General features: G+C 54.0%; 18 protein-coding genes. 16 read left to right on the top strand and 2 right to left on the bottom strand.

Features of this window, described 5'->3' with window-relative positions; all coding sequences use genetic code 11:
- Positions 1-19: 19 nt before the first annotated feature.
- The gene (locus tag OVA10_RS16085; protein WP_100780589.1) at positions 20-604 is read right to left on the bottom strand and encodes a Maf family protein; all 585 of its coding nucleotides are present in this window, start codon (positions 602-604) and stop codon (positions 20-22) included.
- Between the two features lie 140 nt (positions 605-744).
- On the opposite strand from OVA10_RS16085, the gene yceD reads away from it, so the two are divergent.
- The 14 genes from yceD to ptsG all read left to right on the top strand — a co-directional run bounded on the left by yceD (position 745) and on the right by ptsG (position 13124).
- Positions 745-1266, top strand: coding sequence for a 23S rRNA accumulation protein YceD (yceD, locus tag OVA10_RS16080; protein ID WP_100780588.1), 522 nt, complete (start codon positions 745-747; stop codon positions 1264-1266).
- 16 nt (positions 1267-1282) lie between these two features.
- Positions 1283-1456, top strand: coding sequence for a 50S ribosomal protein L32 (gene rpmF, locus OVA10_RS16075; RefSeq protein WP_071844907.1), 174 nt, complete (start codon positions 1283-1285; stop codon positions 1454-1456).
- 132 nt (positions 1457-1588) lie between these two features.
- Complete coding sequence (plsX, locus tag OVA10_RS16070; RefSeq protein WP_206732569.1) at positions 1589-2623, top strand: phosphate acyltransferase PlsX; 1035 nt, start codon at positions 1589-1591, stop codon at positions 2621-2623.
- A 6-nt stretch (positions 2624-2629) separates the two neighbouring features.
- Positions 2630-3583, top strand: a complete 954-nt coding sequence (locus OVA10_RS16065) for a beta-ketoacyl-ACP synthase III (RefSeq protein WP_102105540.1) — start codon at positions 2630-2632, stop codon at positions 3581-3583.
- A gap of 13 nt (positions 3584-3596) precedes the next feature.
- Positions 3597-4526, top strand: coding sequence for an ACP S-malonyltransferase (fabD, locus tag OVA10_RS16060; protein ID WP_268196346.1), 930 nt, complete (start codon positions 3597-3599; stop codon positions 4524-4526).
- A 12-nt stretch (positions 4527-4538) separates the two neighbouring features.
- Positions 4539-5273, top strand: a complete 735-nt coding sequence (gene fabG, locus OVA10_RS16055) for a 3-oxoacyl-ACP reductase FabG (RefSeq protein ID WP_100780584.1) — start codon at positions 4539-4541, stop codon at positions 5271-5273.
- A 154-nt stretch (positions 5274-5427) separates the two neighbouring features.
- Entirely contained in the window at positions 5428-5664 is a 237-nt protein-coding gene (gene acpP / locus OVA10_RS16050; RefSeq protein ID WP_003857954.1) for an acyl carrier protein, read from the top strand.
- 92 nt (positions 5665-5756) lie between these two features.
- Positions 5757-6998: a beta-ketoacyl-ACP synthase II gene (gene fabF / locus OVA10_RS16045; RefSeq protein ID WP_100780583.1), complete on the top strand. Its 1242-nt coding sequence runs from the start codon at positions 5757-5759 to the stop codon at positions 6996-6998.
- A 123-nt stretch (positions 6999-7121) separates the two neighbouring features.
- Complete coding sequence (gene pabC, locus OVA10_RS16040) at positions 7122-7931, top strand: aminodeoxychorismate lyase (RefSeq protein ID WP_268196345.1); 810 nt, start codon at positions 7122-7124, stop codon at positions 7929-7931.
- A gap of 2 nt (positions 7932-7933) precedes the next feature.
- Positions 7934-8956, top strand: coding sequence for a cell division protein YceG (gene yceG / locus OVA10_RS16035; protein ID WP_268196344.1), 1023 nt, complete (start codon positions 7934-7936; stop codon positions 8954-8956).
- The gene (tmk, locus tag OVA10_RS16030) at positions 8946-9587 is read left to right on the top strand and encodes a dTMP kinase (protein ID WP_100780580.1); all 642 of its coding nucleotides are present in this window, start codon (positions 8946-8948) and stop codon (positions 9585-9587) included. Before yceG ends, tmk begins: the two co-directional genes overlap by 11 nt.
- Positions 9584-10588, top strand: a complete 1005-nt coding sequence (holB, locus tag OVA10_RS16025; protein WP_268196343.1) for a DNA polymerase III subunit delta' — start codon at positions 9584-9586, stop codon at positions 10586-10588. Before tmk ends, holB begins: the two co-directional genes overlap by 4 nt.
- A 10-nt stretch (positions 10589-10598) precedes the next feature.
- Positions 10599-11393 (top strand): metal-dependent hydrolase, encoded by a 795-nt coding sequence (locus OVA10_RS16020; RefSeq protein WP_123429098.1) that lies wholly within the window; start codon positions 10599-10601, stop codon positions 11391-11393.
- Positions 11394-11690: 297 nt separating this feature from the next.
- On the top strand, positions 11691-13124 hold the full coding sequence (gene ptsG / locus OVA10_RS16015) for a PTS glucose transporter subunit IIBC (protein WP_100780577.1): 1434 nt from the start codon (positions 11691-11693) through the stop codon (positions 13122-13124).
- Between the two features lie 182 nt (positions 13125-13306).
- Here the strand turns inward: ptsG and fhuE are convergent, their stop codons facing one another.
- Complete coding sequence (fhuE, locus tag OVA10_RS16010; RefSeq protein WP_268196342.1) at positions 13307-15517, bottom strand: ferric-rhodotorulic acid/ferric-coprogen receptor FhuE; 2211 nt, start codon at positions 15515-15517, stop codon at positions 13307-13309.
- A gap of 349 nt (positions 15518-15866) precedes the next feature.
- Between fhuE and hinT the strand changes: the two genes are divergently transcribed.
- Together hinT and OVA10_RS16000 are read left to right on the top strand one after the other, a co-directional pair.
- Entirely contained in the window at positions 15867-16226 is a 360-nt protein-coding gene (gene hinT / locus OVA10_RS16005) for a purine nucleoside phosphoramidase (RefSeq protein WP_006809243.1), read from the top strand.
- 1 nt (position 16227) lies between these two features.
- Entirely contained in the window at positions 16228-16602 is a 375-nt protein-coding gene (locus OVA10_RS16000) for a YcfL family protein (protein WP_100780575.1), read from the top strand.
- Positions 16603-16610: the final 8 nt, after the last annotated feature.

Here is a 16610-nt window from a genome sequence, read left to right as displayed (position 1 = left end):
AAAACAGGGCCGTTTACGGTCAGGCAGAAAGCGGATTGAAGTGCTCGCGTCTGAGCATCTGGCATAACGCAATCAACGGTAAACCGACCAGCGTATTTGGGTCGCGCCCGTCCAGTTTTTCAAACAACGCAATCCCCAGACCTTCACTTTTGAAGCTCCCTGCGCAATTAAGCGGGCGCTCTTTGCGCACATAATCCTCAATCTCCTGATCGCTCAGGTGGCGGAAGTGGACGTCAAAGGGTTCGCATTCCGTTTGCAGATGGCCCGTGGCGGAGTTGTAAAGCGCAAGGCCGGTGTAAAAGGTAACAATAGTGCCTCGGGCTTTCATGAGCTGCAGGCGCGCGTTCTCTTCGGTGTGAGGTTTACCCGTAATTTCACCGTCGAGCACGCAAACCTGATCGGAGCCTATAATCAGATGGTTGGGATAGCGAGCGGCCAGACTTTGCGCTTTTTCCTGTGCCAGACGCAACACCAGATGACGCGGAGATTCAGCGTGATGCGGCGTTTCGTCAGCGACGGGGGCGGCACATTCAAACGGGATCCCCAGCTTTTCAAGCAACGCGCGGCGGTATGACGAAGTGGAAGCAAGCACGAGATTTGGCATATTTTTTTCACCAGATATAGCGTATCGATGCCAGCCATTTTAAACTACAGGCCGCAATGTGTGCGAATAATTGGCAAAAGGCAGCCCTGGTTGCCTTTTTCTTTGACTCTATGACGTTACAAAGTTAATATGCGCGCCCTATGCAAAAGGTAAAATTACCCCTGACTCTTGACCCGGTTCGTACGGCTCAAAAACGCCTCGATTACGAAGGTATTTATACCGCCGATCAGGCTGAACGTATCGCCGAGTTTGTGGTCAGTGTGGACACTGATGTGGAATGCTCCATGTCGTTCGCTATCGATAACCAGCGCCTGGCCGTTCTGAACGGTGATGCAAAGGTCACGGTAACGCTCGAATGCCAGCGTTGCGGGAAACCGTTCACACGTCATGTTCACACAACGTATTGTTTCAGTCCGGTTCGTTCTGACGAACAGGCTGAAGCACTCCCGGAAGCGTATGAGCCGATTGAGGTTAACGAATTCGGTGAAATCGATCTGCTGGCAGTGGTTGAAGATGAAATCATCCTCGCCTTGCCGGTAGTTCCGGTGCATGATTCTGAACACTGTGAAGTGTCCGACGCGGACATGGTCTTTGGGGAACTGCCTGATGAAGCGCAAAAACCAAACCCATTTGCCGTATTAGCCAGCTTAAAGCGTAAGTAATTAAGGAGTAAGGTCCATGGCCGTACAACAGAATAAACCAACCCGTTCCAAACGTGGCATGCGTCGTTCCCATGACGCGCTGACTGCAGTTACCAGCCTGTCTGTAGACAAGACTTCTGGTGAGAAACACCTGCGTCACCACATGACTGCCGACGGTTTCTACCGTGGCCGCAAGGTAATCACTAAGTAATCACGCGCTACTCAACGAATTTTACCGTGCGGGACGCCTGCATCGTGAAAGACGAAGAGTAAACGTGATGAAGCTTAGTGAGGCATTCCCCGCGAAAGCGGGGGATACACCGAACCGGGCAGCGAAGATACCTTGACACGTCTAACCCTGGCGTTAGATGTCATGGGAGGAGATTTCGGGCCTTCCGTGACAGTGCCTGCAGCATTGCAGGCACTGAATTCTAATTCGCAACTCACACTTCTTTTAGTCGGCAATCCCGACACCATCACGCCATTACTTGCAAAAGCTGACTTTGAACAACGTTCACGTCTGCAGATTATCCCTGCGCAGTCAGTTATTGCCAGTGATGCCCGGCCCTCGCATGCGATCCGCAACAGTCGCGGAAGCTCAATGCGAATTGCGCTGGAACTGGTAAAAGAAGGGCGGGCTGAGGCCTGCGTCAGCGCCGGAAATACCGGTGCGCTGATGGGACTGGCGAAATTAATGCTCAAGCCCATTGAGGGGATTGAGCGTCCTGCGCTGGTGACGGTGTTGCCGCATCAGCAGAAGGGCAAAACGGTGGTGCTCGATCTGGGCGCTAACGTCGATTGCGATAGTACGATGCTGGCCCAGTTTGCCATTATGGGCTCGGTGCTGGCAGAAGAAGTTGTGGGGATCGTGAATCCCCGCGTTGCGTTGCTGAATATCGGTGAAGAAGAGACCAAGGGTCTTGATAGCATCCGTGATGCCGCAGAATTGCTAAAATCCATGCCGTCAATCAACTATATTGGCTATCTTGAAGCTAATGAATTATTGACCGGAAAGACCGATGTTCTGGTGTGTGACGGGTTTACCGGCAACGTAACGTTAAAGACGATGGAAGGGGTGGTTCGAATGTTCCTTTCCCTGCTCAAATCGCAGGGCGAAGGCAAAAAAAGGTCCTGGTGGCTGATTTTATTAAAGCGTTGGTTACAAAAAAGCCTGGCGCGGCGATTCAGTCACCTCAACCCCGACCAGTATAATGGCGCCTGTCTGTTAGGATTGCGCGGCACGGTGATTAAGAGTCATGGTGCGGCCAATCAGCGAGCCTTTACCGTCGCGATTGAACAGGCAGTGCAGGCGGTGCAGCGACAAGTCCCTCAGCGGATTGCCGCTCGCCTGGAATCTGTATTAGCTAAAAGTGACTGAGCGTACATGTATACGAAGATTTTAGGTACCGGCAGTTTTCTGCCTGAACAAGTGCGAACCAACGCCGATCTGGAAAAAATGGTCGATACGTCTGACGAGTGGATTGTCACCCGCACAGGTATTCGTGAACGCCGTATCGCCGGTCCAGATGAAACAGTAACCACGATGGGCTATGAAGCGGGCCTTCGCGCGCTGGAAATGGCAGGTATTGATAAAGACGAGATCGGTCTGATTGTGGTCGCGACTACGTCAGCACCTAACGCCTTCCCAAGCGCAGCCTGTGAGATTCAGGCCAAGCTCGGCATTAAAGGCTGCCCGGCGTTTGACGTTGCGGCTGCCTGCGCAGGTTTTACCTATGCGCTGAGCGTTGCCGATCAGTACGTGAAGTCTGGCGCGGTGAAATATGCGCTGGTGATTGGTGCAGACGTGCTGGCACGTACCTGCAATCCGGAAGATCGCGGAACGATCATTATTTTTGGTGATGGTGCAGGCGCTGTACTGTTAGGTCAGTCAGAAGAGCCGGGCATTATCTCGACGCATTTGCATGCCGATGGTCGCTATGGCGAGCTGCTGACGCTGCCTAACGCCGATCGCGTGAACCCGGACAGCTCCATTTACCTGACCATGGCAGGCAATGAAGTATTCAAGGTTGCGGTCACGGAACTGGCGCACATCGTCGATGAGACGCTGGAAGCAAACAATCTGGAGCGCTCTGCGCTGGACTGGCTGGTGCCGCATCAGGCGAACCTGCGCATTATCAGCGCCACGGCTAAAAAGCTGGGCATGTCCATGGATAACGTTGTTGTGACCCTCGATCGTCATGGCAACACCTCTGCGGCGTCGGTACCCTGCGCGTTTGACGAAGCGGTACGCGATGGACGAATTAAACGAGGCCAACTGGTCTTGCTTGAAGCCTTTGGTGGCGGTTTCACCTGGGGCTCCGCGCTGGTTCGTTTCTAATTAAGGATTAAAAATGACGCAATTTGCTTTTGTGTTCCCGGGTCAGGGTTCTCAGTCGGTTGGGATGTTGTCTGAATTAGCGGCACAGTACCCGATTATTGAAGCGACTTTCCGTGAAGCATCAGACGCTCTGGGCTACGATCTCTGGGCGCTGACTCAGCAGGGTCCGGCGGAAGAGCTGAATAAAACCTGGCAGACGCAGCCTGCATTGCTTACCGCATCCGTTGCGTTGTGGCGTGTCTGGCAGCAGCAGGGCGGTAAAGCGCCTGCGATGCTGGCAGGCCATAGCCTGGGTGAATATTCTGCACTGGTATGTGCGGGCGTCATTGGTTTTGCCGATGCCGTGCGTCTGGTCGAAATGCGTGGCAAATTCATGCAGGAAGCGGTTCCGGAAGGGACTGGTGCGATGTCCGCCATTATTGGTCTGGATGATGCTTCGATTGCCAAAGCGTGCGAAGAATCAGCCGAAGGGCAGGTCGTTTCACCGGTGAACTTCAACTCACCGGGCCAGGTTGTCATTGCGGGCAACAAAGAGGCCGTTGAGCGCGCAGGCGCAGCCTGTAAAGCGGCGGGCGCGAAGCGCGCACTGCCACTGCCGGTGAGTGTACCGTCTCACTGTGCATTGATGAAACCCGCTGCTGAAAAACTGGCGGCTGAGCTGCAAAATATCACTTTTAACGCACCAACGGTTCCGGTTGTGAACAACGTTGATGTGAAATGCGAAACGGCGCCGGAAGCGATTCGCGATGCGCTGGTTCGTCAGCTTTACAGCCCAGTGCAATGGACCAAAACCGTTGAGTTTATGGCCGCACAGGGCGTTGAGCACCTGTATGAAGCAGGCCCGGGTAAAGTCCTGACCGGTCTGACCAAACGTATTGTTGATACCCTGACGGCATCGGCCATTAATGAGCCAGACGCCCTGTCAGCGGCACTCGCGCAATAAAAGAGGATTACCATGAGTTTTGAAGGAAAAATCGCGCTGGTAACGGGCGCAAGCCGCGGTATCGGACGTGCAATTGCTGAGACCCTGGTCGCGCGTGGCGCGAAAGTCATTGGTACTGCGACCAGTGAGAAGGGCGCTCAGGCGATTAGCGACTATTTAGGTGCGAACGGTAAAGGTCTGATGCTGAATGTGACCGATGCTGCATCTATCGAATCTGTTCTGGAAAATATTCGCGCAGAGTTTGGCGAAGTGGATATTCTGGTAAATAATGCCGGTATCACTCGCGACAACTTACTGATGCGAATGAAAGACGACGAGTGGGACGATATCATCGAAACCAACCTGTCATCTGTATTCCGTCTGTCAAAAGCGGTAATGCGAGCTATGATGAAAAAGCGTCATGGCCGTATTATCACTATCGGTTCTGTGGTTGGTACCATGGGAAATGCTGGTCAGGCCAACTACGCTGCGGCGAAAGCAGGTCTGATTGGGTTCAGTAAATCGCTGGCGCGCGAAATCGCGTCACGCGGGATTACTGTAAACGTTGTTGCTCCGGGCTTTATTGAAACGGACATGACGCGTGCGCTATCTGACGATCAGCGTGCGGGTATTCTGGCGCAGGTTCCTGCGGGTCGCCTCGGTGGCGCTCAGGAAATCGCCAGCGCGGTTGCATTTTTAGCCTCTGACGAAGCGAGTTACATCACTGGTGAGACTCTCCACGTCAACGGCGGGATGTACATGGTTTAACCACGATCGAAAATATTTGCGTTATTAGGGCGAATGGCCTCAAAATAACGTAAAATCGTGGTAAGACCTGCCGGGATTTAGTTGCAAATTTTTCAACATTTTATACACTACGAAAACCATCGCGAAAGCGAGTTTTGATAGGAAATTTAAGAGTATGAGCACTATCGAAGAACGCGTTAAGAAAATTATCGGCGAGCAGCTGGGCGTTAAGCAGGAAGAAGTTGTGAACTCCGCATCCTTCGTTGAAGACCTGGGCGCAGATTCTCTTGACACCGTTGAGCTGGTAATGGCTCTGGAAGAAGAGTTTGATACTGAGATTCCGGACGAAGAAGCTGAGAAAATCACCACCGTTCAGGCTGCCATTGATTACATCAACGGTCACCAGGCGTAAGTGAACATCTCCAGGCGGTCATTCGACCGCCTGAGTTTTATCTTTTTTAGTCCCACGAATCCTTTTTTTTTATCCCTCCCTGGAGGACAAACGTGTCTAAGCGTCGTGTAGTTGTGACCGGACTTGGCATGTTGTCTCCTGTCGGCAATACCGTAGAGTCCACCTGGAAAGCTCTCCTTGCCGGTCAGAGCGGCATCAGCCTAATCGACCATTTCGATACTAGCGCCTATGCAACGAAATTTGCTGGCTTAGTAAAGGATTTTAACTGTGAAGAGATCATCTCGCGCAAAGAACAGCGCAAGATGGATGCCTTCATTCAATATGGAATTGTCGCTGGCGTTCAGGCCATGCAGGATTCTGGCCTTGAGATTACGGAAGAGAACGCAACCCGCATTGGCGCCGCTATTGGCTCCGGGATTGGCGGCCTTGGCTTGATCGAGGAAAACCACACCTCTCTGGTGAATGGTGGCCCGCGTAAGATCAGCCCATTCTTCGTTCCGTCCACGATTGTTAACATGGTGGCTGGTCACTTGACCATCATGTTTGGCCTCCGTGGCCCAAGCATTTCTATCGCAACTGCCTGTACGTCTGGTGTGCATAACATCGGTCAGGCCGCGCGTATCATTGCTTATGGTGATGCAGACGCTATGGTTGCCGGTGGTGCTGAAAAAGCCAGTACTCCGCTGGGCGTTGGTGGTTTCGGTGCGGCGCGCGCGCTGTCTACCCGTAACGACAATCCTCAGGCTGCGAGCCGTCCGTGGGACAAAGACCGTGATGGTTTTGTTCTGGGCGATGGTGCTGGCATGATCGTACTTGAAGAGTACGAACACGCGAAAAAGCGTGGCGCGAAAATCTATGCAGAAATCGTTGGTTTCGGCATGAGCAGCGATGCCTATCACATGACCTCTCCGCCGGAGGATGGCGCGGGTGCGGCACTGGCGATGGTTAACGCGATTCGCGACGCGGGTCTCGAGCCGGGCCAGATTGGCTATGTTAACGCCCACGGCACCTCGACGCCTGCAGGCGATAAAGCAGAAGCTCAGGCCGTTAAGTCTGTATTTGGTGATGCTGCCAGCCGTATTATGGTCAGTTCCACCAAATCCATGACCGGTCACCTGCTGGGTGCTGCAGGTGCAGTAGAGTCCATCTACTCCATCCTGGCCCTGCGCGATCAGGCTGTTCCGCCAACCATCAACCTGGATAACCCGGATGACGGTTGCGATCTGGACTTCGTTCCACACGAAGCGCGCCAGGTTAGCGGTCTGGAGTACACGCTGTGTAACTCCTTCGGCTTCGGTGGTACCAATGGTTCTCTGATCTTTAAAAAGATCTAAGTTCCGCTGCCCGGTTGCGATAAATGAAAAGGTCCGCTTGTCGGGCCTTTTTTATTCGGTTTTCTTCCCTTGTCCTGCATTATTCATCCTGCCAAACTATCGGGTCACGAAAAAGGAGCCTCCATGTTCTTAATCAATGGCCAGCAGCAGGATTATCTTCCCGCCAGCGACAGGGCGACCCAGTTTGGCGACGGCTGCTTCACTACGGCACGCATTGCTGAAGGCGAGGTCTGTCTGCTCGCCGCACATCTTCAGCGTCTGCAAATGGCCTGCGAAAAGTTGCTGATCCCGTTTACTCACTGGGCAGAGCTTCAGCGTGAAATGATCGACCTGGCTAAAGGCAACCCTCGCGGCGTGCTAAAAGTGATTATCAGCCGGGGGGCGGGAGGACGCGGCTATAGCGGGGCAAGTTGCCTGAACCCCACTCGAATCCTCTCTGTTTCAGCTTATCCCGCGCACTATGACGTATGGCGCCGCGACGGCATCAGCCTGGCGCTCAGCCCGGTTCGTCTGGGCCGTAACCCCTCGCTTGCAGGGATAAAACATCTCAACCGACTTGAGCAGGTGCTGATCCGCGCTCATCTTGAACAGTCAGACGCCGATGAGGCGCTGGTTCTTGACAGCGAAGGTCTCATTACGGAATGCTGTGCGGCCAATTTACTGTGGCGACAGGGTAATGACGTATTCACGCCAAAGATGGATCAGGCCGGTGTGAATGGCATCATGCGACAGTTTTGTTTGCAGCATCTGGCACACTCCGGTTTTCGCGTTGTCGAAGTTCACGCAGGCGAAGAGGCACTGCGGGATGCCGATGAGGTGGTCATCTGCAATGCGTTAATGCCCGTCGTGCCGGTTCGAGCTTATGCTCAAAAGCAATGGTCGTCGCGTGAGTTGTACTCGTTTTTAGCCCCACTGTGTGAGCAAACAAGATAGTCATGAAAAAAATGTTGCGCTTTGTCCTCCTCCTTATCGTCGTAATGGCTATCGCTGGCGGCGTGGGAGTCTGGAAAGTTCGTCAGATGGCGAACAGTCACATTCTGATTAAAGAAGAGACCATATTCACGCTGAAAGCGGGTACCGGGCGCCTGGCGCTGGGTGATCAGCTTTACGGCGATAAAATCATTAACCGCCCACGGGTATTCCAGTGGCTGCTGCGTCTTGAGCCGGAGCTTTCGCATTTTAAAGCCGGGACCTACCGCTTTACGCCGGGCATGACGGTGCGTGAAATGCTTGAACTGCTGGAAAGCGGCAAAGAGGCGCAATTCCCGCTGCGATTCGTCGAAGGCATGCGCCTGAGCGACTACCTCAAACAGCTGCGCGACGCGCCCTACATCAGTCATACGCTAAAAGATGACCAGTACGCGACCGTCGCCGAGGTGCTGAAGCTCGAACATCCCGAGTGGGTGGAAGGCTGGTTCTGGCCTGATACCTGGATGTATACCGCAGGCACTACCGACGTCGCCATTCTCAAGCGCGCACACAAAAAAATGGTTACCGCCGTTGAGAAAGCGTGGGAAGGGCGCGCGGAGGGTCTGCCGTATAAAGATCAAAACCAGTTTGTCACCATGGCCTCGATTGTCGAAAAAGAGACGGCCGTCGCCAGCGAGCGCGATCAGGTGGCGTCGGTCTTTATCAATCGTCTGCGTATCGGCATGCGGCTGCAAACGGACCCGACGGTGATTTACGGAATGGGTGAGAACTACGCCGGGAAGATAAGCCGTAAGGATCTGGAAACGCCAACGGCGTATAATACCTACGTGATTAGCGGTTTGCCGCCAGGCCCAATCGCGACGCCGAGCCAGGCATCACTTGATGCCGCCGCACATCCGGCACACACACCGTATCTCTATTTTGTGGCTGACGGAAAAGGGGGGCATACCTTTAACACCAACCTTGCCAGCCATAATCGCTCTGTTCAGGACTATCTGAAGGCACTTAAGGAAAAAAATGCGCAGTAATTACATCGTCATAGAGGGGCTGGAAGGCGCCGGGAAAACCACTGCACGTAACGTGGTGGTCGACACACTGAAAGAGCTGGGCATAGGGGAGATGGTTTTCACCCGCGAGCCGGGCGGGACTGTGCTTGCCGAGAAGCTGAGAAGCCTGGTGCTGGACATCAAATCCGTCGGGGACGAAGTGATTTGCGATAAAGCCGAAGTGCTGATGTTTTACGCCGCCCGCGTGCAGCTGGTCGAAACGGTGATCAAACCGGCGCTGGCAGAAGGGCGCTGGGTAATTGGTGACCGTCACGATCTCTCGACCCAGGCCTATCAGGGCGGTGGACGCGGTATCGATCAGGCCATGCTTGCAACGCTGCGCGATGCCGTGCTGGGCGATTTCCGCCCCAATCTGACGTTGTATCTGGACGTCACCCCAGCCGTGGGCCTGAAACGCGCCCGCGCGCGCGGTGAGCTGGATCGTATTGAGCAAGAGTCGCTGGATTTCTTTAACCGCACCCGTGCACGCTATCTCGAACTGGCCGCGCAGGACAGCTCGATTCGTACCATTGATGCGACCCAATCCCTTGAGGATGTCACCCGTTCGATTCGCGAAACGGTCACTGCGTGGGTACAGGAGCAGCAGGCATGAAATGGTACCCATGGCTGCGTCCGCACTTTGATCAGCTGATTAGCAGCTATCAGTCCGGTCGGGGGCATCATGCGTTACTGATTCAGTCGTTACCCGGCATGGGTGATGACGCCCTGATTTATGCGATTACGCGTTTTCTGATGTGTCAGCAGCCGGAAGGCAGTAAAAGCTGTGGCAAATGCCGCGGCTGCCAGCTGATGCAGGCAGGGACGCACCCGGACTACTACACGCTGGAACCGGAGAAGGGCAAAAGCTCACTCGGGATCGATGCGGTGCGTGAAGTCAGCGAAAAGCTGTATGAGCACGCCCGTCTCGGCGGGGCGAAAGTGGTTTGGCTGAAGGATGCGGCGCTGCTGACGGAAGCTGCCGCGAATGCGCTGCTCAAAACGCTGGAAGAACCACCGGTGAACACCTGGTTCTTCATGTCCTGCCGTGAGCCGGGCCGATTACTGGCCACATTGCGCAGCCGTTGCCGACTTCATCACCTCGCCGCACCCCAGGAATCATGGGCGTTAAGCTGGCTTGAACGGGAAGTGACGGCGTCACAAGATGCAGCGTTAACCGCGCTGCGTCTGAGCAGTGGCGCACCTGCCGCCGCCCTCGAACTGCTGCAAAGAGAGACCTGGGCACAGCGAGTACAGCTTTGCGATGCCCTGAGCGGCACGCTGGAGAGCCGGGACTGGCTAAGTCTGTTAAGCGCGCTGAACCACGAACACGCGCCCGCGCGGCTGCACTGGCTGGCATCCCTGCTACTGGACGCCCTCAAATTACAGCAAGGCGCACAGCTTCTGAGCAATACCGACGTCTGGCCGCTGGTCAATACGCTGGCGAATCAGCTGTCGGGGGCCATACTGCGTGCGATCTTCCACGACGTCAGCGTGTGCCGCGAACAACTCTTAACCGTAACCGGCGTGAATCGCGAGCTGTTACTCACGGACTTGTTACTGCGTACGGAACATTACCTGCAACCAGGCACACAGCTGCCTGCTTCCCATCTCTGAGAGAGACATCATGTTTTTAGTCGACTCACACTGCCATCTCGATGGCCTGGATTATCAATCACTGCATAAAGACGTGGACGACGTACTGGCGAAAGCTGCCGCCCGCGATGTGAAATTCTGTCTGGCGGTCGCCACCACTTTACCGGGATACCGCGCAATGCGCGATTTGGTGGGTGAGCGCGATAACGTGGCCTTTTCCTGCGGCGTGCATCCGCTCAATCAGGATGAAGAGTATAACGTTGAGGATCTGCGCCGTATGGCAGCGGAAGAGGGCGTGGTCGCGATGGGCGAAACCGGGCTGGACTATTTTTACACGCCGGAAACGAAATCCCGCCAGCAGGCGTCCTTTCGCAACCACATCCGCATCGGACGCGAGCTGAACAAGCCGGTTATCGTCCATACCCGCGATGCGCGCGCCGATACGCTGGCGATCCTGCAGGAAGAAAAGGTGACGGATTGCGGTGGCGTACTACACTGTTTCACAGAAGACAGAGAAACAGCGGGCAAGCTGCTTGATTTAGGGTTTTATATCTCGTTTTCCGGAATCGTGACGTTCCGTAATGCTGAACAACTGCGTGATGCCGCGCGTTATGTGCCTCTCGACCGCATTCTGGTGGAAACAGATTCTCCTTATCTGGCACCGGTGCCGCATCGCGGTAAAGAGAACCAGCCAGCCATGACGAGAGATGTGGCCGAGTACATGGCCGTCCTGAAGGGCGTCAGCCTCGAAGCGTTGGCACGTGCCACCACGGAAAACTTCGCTAATTTGTTCCACATCGCCCCCGCCCGCCTGCAATCTGTTTGAAACACCTGTTATTTTTAGGCTCGTAATTAATAAACAAAGCGAGTAAAGTTCACCGCCTTATTTAGGGCGGTGACGGTGTTTTTAGACATATCTGGAAATGCTTTTTGTAAATTACTGAAAGTTTTTCGATCGTCTGAGGCTGAAACGTGATAGCCGTCAAACAAAGTCACAGGGATTTATTTTACTCTGTGTAATAAATAAAGGGCGCTTAGATGTCCTGTCCACGGCGCGGTTCTCCCCCCGTGCCCATGCGTGAAAGCGTAAAAAAAGCACAAATACTCAGGAGCACTCTCAATTATGTTTAAGAATGCATTTGCTAACCTGCAAAAGGTCGGTAAATCGCTGATGCTGCCAGTATCCGTACTGCCTATCGCAGGTATCCTGCTGGGCGTCGGTTCTGCAAACTTCAGCTGGCTGCCAGCCGTAGTTTCACACGTGATGGCCGAAGCAGGCGGTTCTGTTTTTGCTAACATGCCGCTGATCTTCGCTATCGGTGTCGCTCTGGGCTTCACCAATAACGATGGTGTATCTGCTCTGGCTGCGGTTGTTGCTTACGGCATCATGGTGAAAACCATGGCTGTGGTTGCGCCACTGGTTCTGCATTTACCTGCTGAAGAGATCGCAGCGAAACACCTGGCGGATACCGGTGTTCTCGGCGGTATCATCTCCGGTGCTATTGCAGCCTACATGTTTAACCGCTTCTATCGCATCAAGCTGCCTGAGTATCTGGGCTTCTTCGCGGGCAAGCGCTTCGTACCGATCATCTCTGGTCTGGCTGCGATCTTCATGGGCGTTGTGCTGTCCTTCATCTGGCCTCCGATTGGTACGGCTATCCAGACCTTCTCTCAGTGGGCTGCCTACCAGAACCCGGTTGTCGCGTTCGGTATCTACGGTTTCGTTGAGCGCTGCCTGGTACCATTTGGTCTGCACCACATCTGGAACGTTCCATTCCAGATGCAGATTGGTGAATACACCAACGCCGCAGGTCAGGTATTCCACGGTGATATCCCACGTTACATGGCAGGTGACCCAACTGCAGGCAAACTGTCTGGCGGCTTCCTGTTCAAAATGTACGGTCTGCCGGCTGCTGCGATTGCTATCTGGCACTCTGCTAAACCAGAGAACCGTGCAAAAGTGGGCGGTATCATGATCTCCGCAGCGCTGACCTCGTTCCTGACCGGTATCACCGAGCCGATCGAGTTCTCCTTCATGTTCGTTGCGCCGATCCTGTACGTTATCCACGCGATTCTGGCAGGCCTGGCATTCCCAATCTGTATCCTGCTGGGTATGCGTGACGGTACATCCTTCTCGCACGGTCTGATCGACTTCATCGTTCTGTCCGGTAACAGCAGCAAACTGTGGCTGTTCCCAATCGTTGGTGCGTGCTACGCAGTGGCGTACTACACCATCTTCCGCGTGCTGATCAAAGCACTGGACCTGAAAACGCCAGGTCGTGAAGATTCTACTGACGATGCGAAAGCGACCTCTACCAGCGAAATGGCTCCTGCTCTGATTGCAGCATTCGGCGGCAAAGAAAACATCACTAACCTGGACGCGTGTATCACTCGTCTGCGTGTGAGCGTTGCTGACGTGGCTAAAGTTGACCAGCAGGGTCTGAAAAAACTGGGCGCAGCGGGCGTTGTTGTTGCAGGTTCGGGTGTACAGGCAATCTTCGGGACTAAATCCGATAACCTGAAAACCGAAATGGATGAATACATCCGCAGCAACTAAGTTGTGACCTGGGGAGACTAAGGCAGCCGAATGGCTGCCTTTTTTATTGGCCAGCTGGCGTTGCGTTTACCGGTCGAAGGAATGTGTAGATCGGGTAAGCGTAAGCACCACCCAACGTTTATCCCAATAAAAAAAGGGAGCCTTTCGGCTCCCTTCGTATTCACGGCTAAATCACGGCGAACTTAGAAACTGTAGCTTCCGCTCACAGAGAAGTTACGCGGTGCGCCATAGACACCGTAGGTGCCCAGGTAATCGTAATACTCTTCGTCAAACACGTTGTTCAGGTTGCCCTGAACCGAGAAGTTTTTGGTGACCTGATAGCGGGTAAAGAGATCGACCACGGTATAGCCATCCTGAGTAATCTGCTTCACGCCGTTCGGGCCGTTATCGATATCCTGCCAGGTTTTGTTCTGCCAGCGAGCGCCACCGCCCACGGTCAGCTCAGGCAGCATTGGCAACTGGTAGCGCGTAAACAGTTTCAGTGATGTACGCGGCTGGCCTGGGTTTACTGCGGCGCCATTCTCATCATCTGCAATGTAACGGCTTCCACCGAAGGTCAGCTGCCAGTTATCGGTTAACGCGCCGTTCAGTTCGAATTCGATACCTTTACTGACAGTACCATCTACAGATTTATACGCCGACTGGCCGCCGGAGCCTGGGATCGTTGTCCCGGTGTTAACGGCCACGTTGTCCTGCTCGATACGGAAGACAGCAACCGTCGCGGTCAAACGGGTGTTGAACCAGTCGCCTTTCACACCGGCTTCATAGCTCTTGCCGGTGGTCGGATCGATAAATTTGCTGTTGATATCGCGCTGGCCCGTTGGCTGGAAGATAGAGGTATAGCTCCCGTAGACCGACCAGGTATCGTCGATGTCATAGATCAGGCCCGCGTATGGCGTGACGTCATCGAACTTCGCGTTGCGGATTTCGTCCGGTTGACGCTCCAGGTTGTACTTCGCGCTCCACTCGGTGTAACGCGCGCCGAGGATAAGGTGCAGCGGATCGGCCAGTGACAGGCGGGTGGCGCCATAGACTGATTTCTGGCGGATGACGTCACGCTGATAGAGCGAGAAGCCGGACCAGTTCGGATCAGCCAGTTTGCCGTTGTAATCGTAAATGCTGCCGACATCCATCAGGCCATAGTTATCGTTAACCGGATAGGAGTTGTCATAGTTATTGCGCTGACGGCTGTAGCTGCCGCCAAACATGACTTCGTGCTGACGGCCCAGCAGCTCATAGCCGCCGCGCACGAACGCATCCACAGAGTCCTGTTTACGTTCGCCCCGGTTCCAGCCGCCCCAGGCGCCGTACCAGCTGGAGGCATCGTACAGGCCGGTTGTTTTATCCGGATAACCGTCGATGTACATCAGTTTGCTGTCAAAATTGGTTTCCGCATGCATGGCGTTAACTTTGGCTTCCCAGCCGTTATCAAAGCGCTGCGTCAGGTTAGCGAAGACCTTGGTAGAGTCGTTATTGGAGTAGGTCCAGTCGGCCGCCGTGTTAAAGCCGCGACGGAAATTGGTTTTGCTGCCATCGCTGAACATGGACGGGAAACCGCCCCAGGTCGGGCTGTCCTCTTCGCTCTCCTGGTAGTCATAGCCCAGGGAGAGGGTGGTGGAGTCCGTAATGTCTGCGTCGAGGATCCCGGAGACAAATTTCTTACGGTAGTGGTTACGTTCAACCCAGGAGTCGCGGTCTTCGTAACCGGCGATGACGCGCCCGCGCACATTGCCGGATTCCGTCAGCGGCGCCTGCAGATCCATCACGTAACGCTGTTTGTCCCAGCTGCCGTAGGTGGCGGAGACGTTGCCTTTGAACTCTTTGCTGTCGGCGTGTTTACGCACCATGTTGACGTAGGCAGAGGGGTTACCCGTTCCGCTCATCAGGCCGGCTGCGCCGCGCACCACTTCGATTTTGTCGAAAATGGCCGTGTCGCCTGCGGTATCACCAAAATTCCAGCGGTTATCGAGGAAAGTGGGCATATCTTCATAGGCAAAGTTGCTTATGAAGAAACCGCGAGAATAGAAGTTGGTACGGCTGGTATCGATGCGTGACGCACTCACACCGACGGTGTTATCCAGCACCGCGCCAATGGTGTTCAGCTCCTGATCCTGCATACGCTGCTGGCTCATTACGCTGACCGACTGGGGAATATCACGCGGAACCAGCAGTAATTTGGTGCCGGTCGTGGTGGTTTTGACGCTGTAATCCTTATCCTGCGCGCTATTCTGGTCTTGCGCGTTATCAGCCCCGTCAACGACAACGGTATCTTCTGGATTCGTTTCAGCGAAACTTGCGGTCGGCATCAATGCCATAGCAATACAGGCTGCCAGCAACGAAGGTGTTGCGACAGACTGACGTTGCCCATCCCTGGTGTGATTAATGAAAGACATTATCAAACCCTTTCTGAGTGAATGGTAATTTTTTGCCCCAGTCCCGATAACGGTCGGAGGTCATTTCTATGTTGGAAATGCGCATGAAAATGCAAATGCGAAATATACGCATTTGATTTAACCGTGTAAACAGATGTAACCATTGCCACTGAAATTATGTTTCAGTTCATTCCGGGGGGTGAATGGTCAATCAGCGACCATCCATTGGACGTTAAAGAAAGAAATAACGGGATAAGGTTGAAAGGACAGGAGAAACTCGCTCATACTCTTGTGTTGTGTCACGGGCAATTGCCGTATGTCTGCCTTTGCCGGTCACGCCACGCCAGATTAAATCAAAAAGGAAAACGTCATGGCTGAAGAAACCATTTTCAGTAAAATTATCCGCCGTGAAATCCCGTCGGATATCGTGTATCAGGATGAACTGGTCACTGCTTTCCGCGACATTTCGCCTCAGGCTCCGACACACATCCTTATTATCCCCAATATTCTGATTCCGACCGTTAATGACGTGAAAACTGAGCATGAAGTGGCATTAGGCCGTATGCTGACGGTAGCAGCGAAAATTGCTGAGCAGGAAGGGATTGCCGAAGACGGATACCGTCTGATCATGAACTGCAATCGTCATGGTGGGCAGGAAGTTTATCATATTCACATGCATCTGCTGGGCGGTCGTCCGCTGGGTCCGATGCTGGCGCATAAAGGTCTTTAACATGCAAAGAGGGCGTATCGCTGTTCTGCTCCTGGCGATGGTAATGGCGGGCTGTAGCTCGCGTCCCGCGATCCCGGTCAGCGACGAACAGACGCTGGTGATGGAGTCGTCGGTACTGGCTGCGGGCATCACCGCAGAAGCACCGTCGCTGACGGTCAGTGAAATTCAGCCGTCGGCGTCCTCTACGCTCTATAACGAACGACATGAGCCTGTCACCGTCCACTATCGGTTTTACTGGTATGACGTAAGAGGCCTCGAGATGCATCCACTTGAAGCGCCGCGCAGCGTCGTTATTCCGGCGAATTCGTCGGTCACGCTTTATGGCAGCGCTAATTATCTGGGTGCGCATAAGGTCAGACTTTATCTTTATTTGTAAGGGGTGAA

The sequence above is a fragment of the Lelliottia sp. SL45 genome (assembly GCF_026672535.1).
Lineage (GTDB): Bacteria > Pseudomonadota > Gammaproteobacteria > Enterobacterales > Enterobacteriaceae > Enterobacter > Enterobacter nimipressuralis.
The sequence above is the reverse complement of the archived record's forward strand: the minus strand, read 5'-3'. Positions and strand labels throughout refer to the sequence as shown.

Bases quoted from the DNA above. Each gene is read 5' to 3' on its own strand.
- hinT (WP_006809243.1), top strand. From the start codon at position 15,867: ATGGCTGAAGAAACCATTTTCAGTAAAATTATCCGCCGTGAAATCCCG.
- OVA10_RS16000 (WP_100780575.1), top strand. From the start codon at position 16,228: ATGCAAAGAGGGCGTATCGCTGTTCTGCTCCTGGCGATGGTAATGGCG.
- rpmF (WP_071844907.1), top strand. From the start codon at position 1,283: ATGGCCGTACAACAGAATAAACCAACCCGTTCCAAACGTGGCATGCGT.
- ptsG (WP_100780577.1), top strand. From the start codon at position 11,691: ATGTTTAAGAATGCATTTGCTAACCTGCAAAAGGTCGGTAAATCGCTG.
- holB (WP_268196343.1), top strand. From the start codon at position 9,584: ATGAAATGGTACCCATGGCTGCGTCCGCACTTTGATCAGCTGATTAGC.
- fabD (WP_268196346.1), top strand. From the start codon at position 3,597: ATGACGCAATTTGCTTTTGTGTTCCCGGGTCAGGGTTCTCAGTCGGTT.
- pabC (WP_268196345.1), top strand. From the start codon at position 7,122: ATGTTCTTAATCAATGGCCAGCAGCAGGATTATCTTCCCGCCAGCGAC.
- tmk (WP_100780580.1), top strand. From the start codon at position 8,946: ATGCGCAGTAATTACATCGTCATAGAGGGGCTGGAAGGCGCCGGGAAA.
- fabG (WP_100780584.1), top strand. From the start codon at position 4,539: ATGAGTTTTGAAGGAAAAATCGCGCTGGTAACGGGCGCAAGCCGCGGT.
- fhuE (WP_268196342.1), bottom strand. From the start codon at position 15,517: ATGTCTTTCATTAATCACACCAGGGATGGGCAACGTCAGTCTGTCGCA.
- acpP (WP_003857954.1), top strand. From the start codon at position 5,428: ATGAGCACTATCGAAGAACGCGTTAAGAAAATTATCGGCGAGCAGCTG.
- OVA10_RS16085 (WP_100780589.1), bottom strand. From the start codon at position 604: ATGCCAAATCTCGTGCTTGCTTCCACTTCGTCATACCGCCGCGCGTTG.
- yceD (WP_100780588.1), top strand. From the start codon at position 745: ATGCAAAAGGTAAAATTACCCCTGACTCTTGACCCGGTTCGTACGGCT.
- yceG (WP_268196344.1), top strand. From the start codon at position 7,934: ATGAAAAAAATGTTGCGCTTTGTCCTCCTCCTTATCGTCGTAATGGCT.
- OVA10_RS16020 (WP_123429098.1), top strand. From the start codon at position 10,599: ATGTTTTTAGTCGACTCACACTGCCATCTCGATGGCCTGGATTATCAA.
- OVA10_RS16065 (WP_102105540.1), top strand. From the start codon at position 2,630: ATGTATACGAAGATTTTAGGTACCGGCAGTTTTCTGCCTGAACAAGTG.